The sequence below is a fragment of the Zhongshania aliphaticivorans genome (assembly GCF_902705875.1).
GTDB lineage: Bacteria > Pseudomonadota > Gammaproteobacteria > Pseudomonadales > Spongiibacteraceae > Spongiibacter > Spongiibacter aliphaticivorans_A.
Genome location: NZ_CACSIK010000003.1, coordinates 1 through 12,810 on the forward strand (window position 1 = coordinate 1; position 12,810 = coordinate 12,810).

At 47.6% G+C, this 12,810-nt stretch carries 12 protein-coding genes; 3 read left to right on the forward strand and 9 right to left on the reverse strand.

Features of this window, described 5'->3' with window-relative positions; translation table 11 throughout:
- Positions 1-214 precede the first annotated feature (214 nt).
- The 4 genes from AELLOGFF_RS15150 to ilvY all read right to left on the reverse strand — a co-directional run bounded on the left by AELLOGFF_RS15150 (position 215) and on the right by ilvY (position 3,653).
- Positions 215-811 carry a sulfite oxidase heme-binding subunit YedZ gene (locus AELLOGFF_RS15150; RefSeq protein ID WP_159269776.1) on the reverse strand — a complete coding sequence of 199 codons (597 nt, stop codon included), beginning with the start codon at positions 809-811 and terminating at the stop codon, positions 215-217.
- On the reverse strand, positions 811-1,800 hold the full coding sequence (msrP, locus tag AELLOGFF_RS15155) for a protein-methionine-sulfoxide reductase catalytic subunit MsrP (protein ID WP_159269777.1): 990 nt from the start codon (positions 1,798-1,800) through the stop codon (positions 811-813). Before msrP ends, AELLOGFF_RS15150 begins: the two co-directional genes overlap by 1 nt.
- Positions 1,801-1,878: 78 nt before the next feature.
- Complete coding sequence (gene pssA, locus AELLOGFF_RS15160; protein ID WP_159269778.1) at positions 1,879-2,694, reverse strand: CDP-diacylglycerol--serine O-phosphatidyltransferase; 816 nt, start codon at positions 2,692-2,694, stop codon at positions 1,879-1,881.
- A gap of 47 nt (positions 2,695-2,741) precedes the next feature.
- A complete protein-coding gene (ilvY, locus tag AELLOGFF_RS15165) occupies positions 2,742-3,653 on the reverse strand; it encodes an HTH-type transcriptional activator IlvY (RefSeq protein WP_159269779.1) in 912 nt (303 codons plus the stop codon).
- Between the two features lie 203 nt (positions 3,654-3,856).
- Between ilvY and ilvC the strand changes: the two genes are divergently transcribed.
- Positions 3,857-5,332, forward strand: a complete 1,476-nt coding sequence (gene ilvC / locus AELLOGFF_RS15170; RefSeq protein WP_159269780.1) for a ketol-acid reductoisomerase — start codon at positions 3,857-3,859, stop codon at positions 5,330-5,332.
- Positions 5,333-5,420: 88 nt separating this feature from the next.
- Here the strand turns inward: ilvC and AELLOGFF_RS15175 are convergent, their stop codons facing one another.
- The 5 genes from AELLOGFF_RS15175 to AELLOGFF_RS15195 form a co-directional block, all read right to left on the reverse strand.
- Entirely contained in the window at positions 5,421-5,819 is a 399-nt protein-coding gene (locus AELLOGFF_RS15175; protein ID WP_159269781.1) for a PaaI family thioesterase, read from the reverse strand.
- Positions 5,819-6,337, reverse strand: coding sequence for a PaaI family thioesterase (locus tag AELLOGFF_RS15180; protein ID WP_159269782.1), 519 nt, complete (start codon positions 6,335-6,337; stop codon positions 5,819-5,821). Before AELLOGFF_RS15180 ends, AELLOGFF_RS15175 begins: the two co-directional genes overlap by 1 nt.
- Before the next feature lie 136 nt (positions 6,338-6,473).
- The gene (locus AELLOGFF_RS15185) at positions 6,474-8,180 is read right to left on the reverse strand and encodes a sodium:solute symporter family protein (RefSeq protein ID WP_159270142.1); all 1,707 of its coding nucleotides are present in this window, start codon (positions 8,178-8,180) and stop codon (positions 6,474-6,476) included.
- A gap of 9 nt (positions 8,181-8,189) precedes the next feature.
- Positions 8,190-8,456: a DUF4212 domain-containing protein gene (locus AELLOGFF_RS15190; RefSeq protein WP_159269783.1), complete on the reverse strand. Its 267-nt coding sequence runs from the start codon at positions 8,454-8,456 to the stop codon at positions 8,190-8,192.
- A 93-nt stretch (positions 8,457-8,549) separates the two neighbouring features.
- Positions 8,550-9,830, reverse strand: a complete 1,281-nt coding sequence (locus AELLOGFF_RS15195) for a DcaP family trimeric outer membrane transporter (RefSeq protein ID WP_200842753.1) — start codon at positions 9,828-9,830, stop codon at positions 8,550-8,552.
- 261 nt (positions 9,831-10,091) lie between these two features.
- Here AELLOGFF_RS15195 and acs point away from each other — a divergent pair, with 261 nt between their 5' ends.
- Positions 10,092-12,068, forward strand: coding sequence for an acetate--CoA ligase (acs, locus tag AELLOGFF_RS15200; RefSeq protein WP_159269784.1), 1,977 nt, complete (start codon positions 10,092-10,094; stop codon positions 12,066-12,068).
- 83 nt (positions 12,069-12,151) lie between these two features.
- Positions 12,152-12,808 (forward strand): response regulator, encoded by a 657-nt coding sequence (locus AELLOGFF_RS15205; RefSeq protein ID WP_159269785.1) that lies wholly within the window; start codon positions 12,152-12,154, stop codon positions 12,806-12,808.
- Positions 12,809-12,810: the final 2 nt, after the last annotated feature.

Here is a 12,810-nt window from a genome sequence, read left to right on the forward strand (position 1 = left end):
AACTCAAAACCGCCGGGGTTTTGATGTCGCTTAGGTTGTTGCCCTTAAGCGAGGAGGCGTATTATATATACTTAATCCTCCGTGGCAAGTAGTTTTTTAAACTTTCTTGCCGCCTCAACCGCTTCGTTTTCTTGCTTACCTCACCTCGGTGAAGTCCGCGTCAGCAGTTGAGGAGGCGCATTATAGAGATGGCAGACTGAGAGTCAACTTCTTTCTACAATCTTTTTCGAAGTTTTTGAAATCGTTGAAAAAGTAAGCAAATTATAAGCACTGCATACAAGGCCGCATCAAAGTAACTCGCGCGAACCTGCCATGCAATATGAAGCCAAGCAAGAAGTACAGAAGGGTATACCAACATATGGAGGCGCACCCAGTTTTTGCGCAACTTCCGCACCGCCCAATTACTCGACGTCAACGCCAGTGGCACCATCAATAGCCAGGCCGCAAAACCAACAAATATATAGGGGCGTTCTGCCAGCTCTATCTTTGCCAGCTCCCAGTCCCAGGCAAAGAGGTAGGTCGTCACTATCAACAAATGCAAACTGGTATAGAACCACGTAAACAAACCCAACATCCGGCGGAACCGCAACGCCGCCCCCCAGCCCAACCAAGCCCGCATTGGACTAATAGCGAGCGTGAGCACAAATAGGCGTATCGCCCATTCCCCGGTGAGATGAATTAAGGATTTTACTGGGTCAGTACCAAGGCTCTCTGTCACTACCGCATACACTATATAAACCAAGGGTAGTAAACACAGAAAAAAGACCATGGGCTTCGAAAATCGCCGGAGGTTTGACTTCATCGCAGACATTAATAATACCGGCGCAAATTCATGCCCTTATACAAACCCGCCACTTGATCACCATAACCATTGAACATTTCCGTCTTAATCCGGCTAGGTCTTAAAAGGCTACTAGGCAGACGCCGCTCATAAGCCTGACTCCAACGAGGATGACTCACCGTGGGGTTCACATTCGCATAAAAACCATACTCACTGGGCGCAATACTCTCCCAACTGGTTTTGGGACGACTAGATGTAAACCGCAATTTCACTATCGATTTGATACTTTTAAAGCCATATTTCCACGGAACCACCAAACGGATAGGAGCACCGTTCTGGTTTGGCAGGGTCTTGCCATACATACCCACACTCATAAATGCGAGAGGATTCATTGCCTCATCCATTCGCAAGCCTTCCGTATAAGGCCAATCAATAGTACTAAACGCAGAGCGCTGCCCTCTCATCTCTTCACGGCGATGCAGTGTTGTAAATTCGATATACTTCGCGTCAGACGTTGGCTCGAATACGCTTATAAGATCTGCAAGCGAAAACCCAACCCACGGAATCACCATTGACCAAGCCTCCACACAGCGAAGCCGATAAATTCGCTCTTCCAGAGTCATGAGCTTTAAAATATCTTCAAGAGGATAACTACCCGGTTTTGCCACATGCCCTTCAACCTGAACCGACCAAGGGTCAGTTGTTAAGGTGTGAGCGTGTTTAGCGGGATCGGTTTTATTTGTACCAAACTCATAAAAATTATTATAACTGCTCGCCTCAACAAAACTCGCCGCTTTCTCATCTGTATAGAAAGGGTTGTCCGCTTTTTTGGCCACCGGACTAAACGCCAAAGCCTGACGAGCATCATCACTAGCAGCTAGACCTACACTAGGCAGCCCCAACCCAGCCATCGCAATGGCGCCAACACCAAGCCCTTGCATAAATTGTCGACGCTCAAGATAGACACTCTCTGGTGTAATCTCGCTACTCGGTATACCAGAGGGGGAACGAATAAGCACGGCATGACTCCCATAAAAGTAATATTAACTACAACCACTATTTAGATGCGTCACACCCGCTTTTGTTACAAACGCAGATTATTTAAACCGGCGATAAATGGCCTGAACCGGTCCGGACATTGCGTAGACCATCGCGGCAGCCAATAATACCCGCGCCGGATCAACAGAGACCAAGCCAAAAATAAAGACCACGGCTATCATCACAACAAAAGGCACTCGCCCACGAAAATCTATGCCCTTAAAGCTGCTATAACGCACATTAAGAATCATCAGCATGCCACACAATGCCATTAACAGCCCTGCAAACACCTCCAACTCAAAATGCACACCTTTTTCAACCCAACCCTCTTCTGCGCAAACCCAAACCAAGCCAGCCATCACGGCCGCCGCCGCAGGACTAGCAAGGCCAGTAAAGTAGTTTTTATCGGCGGTATCAATCTGTGTGTTAAATCGCGCCAAACGCAATGCCGCACAAGCCACATAGATAAATGACACAGCCCAACCAAATTTACCCAAATCCACCAGCGCCCAACTAAACACAACCAAAGCCGGCGCCACACCAAAGGACACCATATCCGCCAAACTGTCGTACTCTGCACCAAATTTACTTTGCGCATTCATCAATCTGGCGACACGCCCGTCTAAGCCATCAAATACCATAGCCGCAAAAATTGCGATGGCGGCATTTTCAAAATTACCGTGCATACCCGATATAATGGCAAAGAAGCCGGAAAACAGGGCTGCCGTAGTAAACAAGTTTGGCAGCAGATAAATACCGCGCTTGCGCTCAGTCTTGCCATTAACCGACACCTCCTCCTCGTGATCATCGATCAGCAATAAGGCTTCCTTATCAAAGCTCAATTTTGTTTTTTCGCTGTCCGGCTGTTCTGTCATAGGGTGCTCGACCTGTTAAACCATGTAAAAAGAAACAACATCATAAATTAATTCACTGAGCTGTACGATGACTTGGCACATTCCCAGAATGCTTTAGCAAGCGGATTTGATAGACGCTGCTGCAACACAATCACCCCCACCTCCATATTAGGCAACGCGGGCTCCACCGGAACGACCCGTACACGCTCGCGAAGAAAGCTCGTCTCCAAAACCAACTCAGGCACAATACCAATCCCCAAGCCCAATGCAACCGTACTCACAATCGCCTCGTGACCACTTACCTGCGCATACACACTAGGCTTAATTTGCTGCTGACGAAACCACTGCTCTATCAATGTTCTTGCCACACCACGCTCAGGCAGTATAAAAGGCAAATCAGCTAGCAGACTTGGCGACAAAACGCCCTCCATCGCCGCAACTTGCTCATTCACCGCGCAAGGGATATTTGGTATTAGCAAGCGCAGCGGTGAACGCGTCAGCTCTTGATACTGCAAACGGGAAGATAGCTGCTTAGGCTTAGCGGTAATTCCCACATCTTCGCCGCCCTCAACAATACGCTCAATCGCATCCGCCTGATCACCCGTATGTAATTTCAACTCTATTGCAGGGTATCGACGCCGAAACACCTCAAGAATATTACTAAGCACACTATAAGACGCTGTTACTGAGCAATACACCTTCAACTCCCCCTGTAATGCTTCTCCTTGACTGTGCAACCGCTGCAACACCGAGCGCCAATTCACCACAGCCTGCTCGGCATACCCCAAAAACTCTCGACCAGCAGCGCTTAATTGTACCCGTCTATTATCTCGCTCAAATAAAGCCACCCCAACCTGCTCCTCTAAGCGCATGATTGACCGACTCACCGCCGACGCACTCAAGTGCATCGCAGCACCCGTACGGCCAAAATGCAAAGTCCGAGCAAGATCGATAAATATTTCCAACTCTTTTGTATTCATAACAAATATTTCTTTCAAAACGAAGACAATAAGTACAGCGCCACGATCATACCGATTTACGCAACACTACATCCACTATATATCATTTTACGCAACATAAAAGCAGTGCTAAAGTGGCCGCCATTGCTGGGAATGGGTCAAACAACACCAACCCATGCGCTAATTTGTCACCCCTTTTACTAAATGCACACTAGGAGAGCCCCATGGGTCAGAATTATTTCAATAGCTTACCGCTTCGCCTTCAACTCCAAGAACTTGGCAAATGCCGGTTTATGGACCGCAGCGAATTCGCAGACGGCTGCGAATATTTAAAGGGCAAAAAAATTGTCATCATCGGCTGTGGCTCACAAGGGCTTAACCAAGGTTTAAATCTTCGCGATTCTGGTCTCGACGTTTCTTATACACTCCGTGCCGAAGCCATCGCTGAAAAGCGCCAAAGCTGGAAGAATGCTACTGAAAATGGCTTTACCGTTGGCACCTATGAAGAGCTAGTACCAACTGCCGACGTAGTAATGAACCTGACACCAGACAAGCAACACACTCCCGTTGTTAATGCAGTAATGCCCTTAATGAAAGAAGGTGCTTGCCTAGATTACGCCCACGGCTTCAACCTTGTTGAAGAAGGCATGCAGATCCGCAAAGACTTAACAGTGGTAATGATGTGCCCTAAATGCCCTGGCACAGAAGTACGCGAAGAGTACAAGCGTGGCTTTGGTGTTCCAACGCTTATCGCCGTTCACCGCGAAAATGATCCCAAAGGCGAAGGCATGGCCATTGCTAAAGCCTTAGCTTCTGGTACAGGCGGCGATCGCGCCGGCGTTTTGGAGTCATCTCCGATTGCCGAAGTTAAATCTGACCTAATGGGCGAGCAGACTATTTTATGTGGCATGCTGCAAACAGGCGCCATCCTTTGCTTTGACAAAATGGTTGAGCAAGGCATCGACGCCGGCTACGCCTCTAAACTTATTCAGTACGGCTGGGAAACTGTCACTGAAGGCCTTAAGTACGGCGGCATCACCAATATGATGGATCGTCTTTCTAACCCTGCAAAAATCAAAGCATTTGATTTAGCAGAAGAGTTAAAAGACATCATGCGCCCACTGTACGAAAAGCACCAAGACGACATTATCAGCGGTCACTTCTCCAAGACCATGATGGAAGACTGGGCTAACGACGACAAAAACCTCCACGGCTGGCGTGCAGCAACTGCTGAAACCGCGTTTGAGAAAACGCCAGCAGGCGATGTAGAAATCAGCGAGCAAGAATACTACGACCACGGCATCTTACTGGTCGCCATGTGTAAAGCCGGTGTTGAACTTGCGTTTGAGTGCATGGTTGCCGCTGGCATGGAGCCAGAGTCTGCTTACTACGAGTCTCTGCATGAAACACCGTTGATTGCTAACACCATTGCCCGCCGCAAGCTGTATGAAATGAACGTGGTAATTTCGGATACTGCAGAATACGGTTGCTATCTGTTCGATCACGCCTGCCGCCCACTGCTAACCGACTTTATGAGCAAAGTCTCTACCGATATTATCGGTAAAGGTTTGAACATCAAAGACCTAGGCGTAGACAATGCGGAGCTTATTACCGTTAACGCTGAAATCCGCAACCACCCTGTCGAAGTTGTTGGCCGCAGATTGCGCGGTTATATGACAGCGATGAAGAAAATCGTTTAAAACCGATTGCCTAAAAAGCAAAACGTTTAAAACAAAAACGGGCATCATATGGTGCCCGTTTTTTCATTCTGCCAATTAATATACCTGATTACGCCTTTACTAAAAATTGCGCCCGAGCCATGGCAATCGGCGACGCTTCGTCCTCTTGCCACGCGCTGATTCCGACATTCATCATCCGCCTTCCAAGATACACCAACTTACAACGAGAATGCGTAGTGACGTACCGACCAGCCCTCACAAAATCCACCGAAAAGTCGACAACCTTAGGAATGGCCTGGGTTTGATTAAGCTGTAGAACATGGATCATGGCCGATAGCTCCATAAAGCCAGCCAATGCACCACCATGAAGGGCCGGAAGCGTCGGATTACCAATATTGGTCTTTTTTACTGGCAGCAAAAAGCAACCAGACTCATCACTGGCAACAATACCGATGGTTTGCGCATAAGGGACACGCTGAATTAGCTGCTGCAATTCTGAGCTATTCATTAAGATTTCTCCCCCAAAGCTAAGCCTGCTTTTATCGCCGCTTGGGAAGCACGAAAGTCTCGACGCATATCGTCAAACAAAGCCAACTCCATTCGGAAGAAATTAGCCACAGCCGAGGCAATCGGCTCTTCAGCATCACCATGATGCGCCACCGCGCGAGTAAAAATAACACTTTCAGTAATCCGATAAACCTCCGCATCTGCATATACCGTATGCCCTGGTGTGGCTGCACGCATATAATCAACCCGCAGATCGATCGTAGGTGTCATCCCCAAATCATCCAGCGCTGTTGCTGCCGCAAAACCGCAACAGGTATCCAATAAAGCAGTAATCGCGCCGCCGTGAATAACGCCCGTATCAGGATCACCGATCAGCACCTCGCTATAGGGCATCGACATGCCGACTTTATGACGACTGACAAACTCTGAGCGAATCCCCAAGGTGGTGAAATGGTCACCCTCATTTCCGGTCAACACCGAATCGACAAAACAGTGTAATTCTTCAAAATCTAAAGCCATTAACTACCCCAAAAACCGATACCGCGCACATCATAAACACTTGCAAACACAAATTGCACAATAGACACTTTATTAATGAGCATAAAAAAGCCGCTATCCAATATGAATAACGGCTCTGAGCCAGAACTCAACAGTTCTAATGAACCTGCGCTACACCAGCCCCCTGTGGATAACGAATACTCTCAACCATATCTTGCACATCTTGCGGTGGAGCAGGGGTTAAATGACACACTACAGCGGCAACCACAAAATTAACAATCATGCCTAAAGTACCAATCCCTTCTGGCGACACGCCAAACCACCAATTCTCTGGCACGCTGGCTGCAGGATTAATAAATTTAAAATACACAATATACGCAACAGTAAACAGAAGGCCACTAACCATACCTGATATAGCACCCTGCTTGTTCATGCGCTTATAAAATATACCTAGGATAATCGCTGGGAAGAAGCTCGACGCCGCCAAGCCAAAGGCAAAAGCCACAACCTGCGCGACAAACCCCGGCGGATTAATCCCGAGATAACCAGCAATACACACTGCCACCGCTGCCGCACCGCGAGCATATCTTAGCTCTAACTTATCCGAGATATTCGGCATCAAATTTCGTTTTAATAAATCATGAGAAATAGAGGTCGAGATAACTAATAGTAAGCCTGCTGACGTCGACAAGGCTGCGGCTACGCCACCAGCCGCGACCAAAGCAATAACCCAAGCAGGAAGGTCTGCAATTTCAGGGTTGGCCAAGACCATAATATCTCGGTCGATATGCATCTCGTTGCGCTCGTCCCCAGAATAGAACATACGTCCATCATTGTTCTTGTCTTCCCAGCCAATCAAGCCGGTTTTTTCCCAATTACTGACCCAGGTAGGCGCTTCGCTATATTCCGTTCCCTGACTGTCTGCTCCGTTAATCGTGGTAATCATATTCAACCGGGCAAAACCAGCAATCGCAGGCGCCGTGGTATACAACACAGCAATGAATATTAAAGCCCAACCCGCAGATTTACGTGCGTCCTTTACTTTAGGTACTGTAAAGAAGCGGACAATCACATGAGGTAAGCCAGCAGTACCCACCATTAAAGCTGCGGTGATAAACAACACATCGATCGTAGATTTAGTACCGCTGGTGTAAGCTGCGAAGCCTAACTCAGCAGATAAACCATCAAGTTTATCTAGCAGATGCACTCCTGACCCGTCCGCTAAAGTTGCACCAAAACCAAACTGCGGAATAACATGCCCAGTAACCATGATCGAAATAAAAATCGCTGGTACTAGATACGCCATCATCAGCACGCAGTATTGAGCAACCTGAGTATAGGTTATGCCTTTCATCCCTCCTAATACAGCATAGAAAAACACGATTGCCATACCCAACATCACCCCGGTCGTGATATCAACCTCTAGGAAACGGCTGAATACCACACCAACCCCGCGCATTTGCCCTGCCACATAAGTGAAGGACACAAAAATAGCACAGATAACTGCCACTGTTCGCGCAGTCTGGGAGTAATAACGATCACCAATAAAGTCCGGCACCGTAAACTTTCCAAACTTTCTTAAATAAGGTGCGAGGCAAAGTGCTAATAACACATAGCCACCGGTCCAGCCCATGAGATACACGGCACCGTCATAACCCATAAACGAAATCAAACCCGCCATAGATATAAACGAGGCCGCGCTCATCCAGTCAGCAGCCGTCGCCATACCATTAACAACAGGATGCACACCACCGCCAGCAACGTAGAATTCTTTTGTTGAACCAGCGCGGCAGTAGATTGCGATACCGATATACAAAACAAAACTCAAGCCGACAATTAAAAACGTCCAAATTCTAATATCCATCATTTCCCCCTAGTCTTCTTGGACATCGTATTTTTCGTCGAGCTTATTCATTTTGTAAACGTACACAAAAATCAGCACCACAAACGAGTAAATAGATCCCTGCTGCGCAAACCAAAAACCCAATTTAAATCCAAAAAATTGAATCTGATTTAATGTATCAGCCAAAATAATCCCGAAGCCAAAAGACACTAGGGCCCATATGAATAGCAAACTAAGCAAGAGTTTTATATTCTCCCGCCAGTATGCTTTTGCAAGTTCTTTGGAATGAAACGCCATTGTTATTCTCCTGTTATTTTCGTCTTATACCTGAAGCATTACAGCATTGATGCCCACCGACCATTCGACCTTAGTCGACTAAGCAGAAAACCGTTAAAACACATATTTGGCACTGAACTGCAGCCTATTTACATCGCCGCTATCGTCACCATTAACGGGACGTTCAATTGTTTTTCTTGCATGAATATATTCAAGCCCAAAACTTAATGCAGAAACGGGGGAATAGATGAGGTTAGCGTGAGCACTTTGATATGACGCCGCAGTGGTACTAGCAACACTACTGGGGTTATCTGCTGAACTAGCGGACACCACGACACTGCTACGCCACTTCGGCGCCCAATAATGCCGATACGCGAGATACCCGCCGACAGAATCGATTAATTTAATGTCGCCATTATCTGTAATGATGCCATCTCGATAACTCTGCAAACCCAAATAGCGACCTAAGGCATTACCACCATTAAGTTGCAGGCGAATATCATCTACACCAAGTTGCCACACTCCAGCAAAACTAAAACCATAGCCGTAGACCTTATCCTCGCCAGCAACCGCTTGCGCCTGACTGTTATTAAAGTTTTGCTTATAAGCGATTTCGCGGACTACTGCCGACAAACTATAGTTAAAATCACCGGACGTTTGGTTGTACCGGAAAACAATATCCGGCATCGTATTATTATCGTAAGCGCCCGCCCCGGCATCCGAACCACTTTGCCCATACAATCCGCTTGACGGGTTTTCCAGCGACATCATCATCGCACTGCCATCTGCCAATGTTTGCGTCCAACGCAATTGCGCTTGGCGCTCAAATAACGTGCCTACGGGCCCCACAAAGTCTAATGTGTCGGGCAAACTGCCAACATTAAAAAAAGTGCTCCACGTTTGCCCCGCCAACAAAGTGCTCTTTTTACTATATTGCCAATTCAAGTAAGCATGCCGGACCCTCGATACGGAAGAATTACTAATTCGCTCATCACCTATCTGATTAATCCCGAAATCCATTTCGATATACGTCGTTATTACACCAACGTCCGTATCACGTGCTGTTTTAAACCAAATGCGCGAATGCTTTGCCTGCATATCAACATAACTGTCACCAGATTCCCCACCTATCGGTATGGTGGATGCGACAAGGAAGTCATCCCCTACCGCAGCCAAAGAGCGATCGCCATCGCTATAATGACTAGCCAGCACATCTAACTTAATATACCCACCAAAACTGTACTGCGTCTCAGATGTTGATGCGGCTTCTTCGGAAGAATTTTCTTGTTCAGCAAGCGCAGCCTCCAATCGCGCCACACGCTGTTCAATAGTTTCGAGCGGAGTGACTTCGGCCATCACCGAGAACGGTAGTGCCAAACAGACAGCAGACGTCATTACGTTCCACCTAGGCAAACAGAAAGCCGAGGCACCTTGAATTAATTTATTATTTTTTATCATAGTGAGCTCTTTCGAATCAGTAAGTAACACGAAATTTATAGCCCTACTATCAACCAATCGGTATTAGCCATTAGTCATATATAGACCAAAGTCTAAGTCACTCAATAAATCTATAGGTACTAGACCAAGGTCTAATTCTCTTTATGCTTTAGATCCGCGATAGTTAGCAGCAATAATTGATAAATGGAGCCCACGGTTATGGCTACGCCCACAACGTCCAACATTCATTACCCAGTTCACACCAAGGTTAGGGATACAGCACATATAAACACCGAAACCCATACCACGCTTTACCAACAGTCGCTGGAAACACCTGAAGCCTTTTGGGCCAAGCAAGCTGAACGCATAGACTGGGTTGTTAAACCAAGCACCATCAAGAACTGTAGTTTTGACAAAGACAAGCTAGCGATTCGCTGGTTTGAAGACGGGCGGCTCAACGCCAGCGTAAATTGCCTAGATCGCCACCTAGAGCAGCACGGAAACCAGCTCGCAATGATCTGGGAACCCGACAGCGAAACCGCCACGGTCAGAAAATACACTTACCAACAACTCCACACTGAGGTCTGCAAACTTGCCAACGGATTAAAGAGCCTCGGTGTTGCTAAGGGTGAAGTTGTCACGCTGTATATGCCAATGATTCCGGAAGCTACCATCGCCATGCTCGCCTGCGCGCGTATTGGCGCCGTACACTCCGTCGTTTTCGGGGGATTTTCACCAGAAGCACTTGCCGGCCGAATAGAAGATGGCCAATCAAAGCTAGTGATTACCGCCGATGCAGGAAATCGAGGCGGGCGACGTGTCGCTCTTAAAGATAATGTTGATGAAGCCATCTCGCTATGTACACCCGACTTGGTTCAAAACGTGTTAGTGGTTAACCACTGCGAAGCCAAAACCAGCTGGCAAACCCAACGCGATGTTGATTACAAAACACTAATAGAAAAACAAAACGATAATTGCGCCCCAGAAGTCATGGCCGCAGAGGACCCCCTCTTTATTTTGTACACATCTGGCTCTACCGGAAAGCCCAAAGGAGCGGTACACAGCACTGGCGGCTACATGGTGTATACATCACTGAGTCACCATTGTGTTTTCGACTATAAACCCGGCGAAATATATTGGTGCATGGCTGACATCGGCTGGATTACCGGCCACAGCTACGCGGTTTACGGACCACTCAGCAACGCCGCAACCATGGTAATGTACGAAGGTATTCCCAATTATCCTGATGCCGGCAGACTTGCCCGTATCATCGATAAACATCAAGTAAACATCCTCTACACAGCACCAACGGTTATTCGCGCCCTAATGGCCTGCCGCGACGAAGCGCTTGCCAATACCGACCGCCGCTCTCTACGCTTGCTAGGAACTGCCGGCGAACCCATAAATCCAGAGGCATGGACGTGGTTTTACGAACAGTTTGGCCATAGTCAATGCCCAATTCTGGATACCTGGTGGCAAACCGAAACCGGTGGCATAATGATTGCCCCACTCCCTGGTGCTATCGGCTTAAAGCCCGGTTCAGCCACCGTACCCTTCTTCGGTATTCACGCCGCACTCGTCGATAATAATGGCAAGTTATTGCACGGCGAAGCCGAAGGCAATCTTGTTATTTGTGATAGCTGGCCTGGTCAAATGCGCACTATTTTCGGCGATCACCAGCGCTTTATTGATACCTACTTTTCCACCTTTGAAGGATACTATTTCAGCAGCGACGGAGCCCGACGAGATGAAGACGGCTACTACTGGATTACCGGAAGGGTGGATGATGTATTAAACGTATCAGGCCACCGGTTAGGCACGGCTGAATTAGAAAGTGCATTGGCTGCTCACCCTTTAGTTGCAGAGGCAGCGGTTGTGGGTTTCCCGCACCCGATTAAAGGCGAAGGCATTTATGCCTACATTACGCTTACCGACAAAACCGCTGAGGGTGAAACACTGCGCAACGAACTCAAACAATGGTTACGCAAAGAGATTGGGCCCATCGCCGCCACCGATGTTATTCAATGGACTGACGATTTACCCAAGACCCGCTCAGGAAAAATCATGCGGCGAATTCTGAGAAAGATTGCCGCCGATGATTATGAAAACCTCGGTGACTTATCAACGCTCGCTGACCCAGCGGTAGTTACCAAACTCATTGAGACTCATAGCGAAGAAATCACCCGTATTGCCTAAATTCCGTTGTGGACTTTTGCCCTGCATAGCAGGGCTTTTTTCTATACACTGTTGCCAAAACTAATTAATAAAAAAGGCGCCAGATGAACACCCTCCGATTTATCATTGCCGACGATCACCCTCTGTTTCGCGCCGCGCTTAAAGTAAACCTTTCCCAAAATTTTGAGCAATGCATTATTCACGAAGCGGCATCCATCGCGGAGCTGCAAGACTTACTGGTAATTGACAGCGAATGCGACCTCATTTTATTAGACTTACATATGCCAGATGCGAAGGGATTTAGCGGTTTAATACATTTACAGGCACACTACCCTGAAATCCCTGTCATGGTCATTTCCGGAAGCGAAACCCCCGATGTAATGGCTCGCGCCATCGATCACGGTGCAGCCGGTTTTTTACCTAAAAGCAGTCAGGTTGAAGTGATGACACGCGCTATTAACGCCGTTACTGCTGGCTCACGCTGGCTCCCCAACAATATTCATTACCAAGCAGAAAAAGACCACAGCGATCAACAATTAGCGAATGACATAGCCAGCCTAACGCCCCAGCAATTCCGCGTCGCAACCCTGTTAGTACAAGGTTTATTAAACAAGCAGATCGCCTACGAACTCCATGTCACCGAAGCGACGATCAAAGCGCACGTCACTGAAATATTCCGCAAGCTTGGCGTCCATTCACGAACCCAAGCCGCCTTACTATTTAGCCGCTTAGAAGTCACACCACCACAATTGACCGACTAACA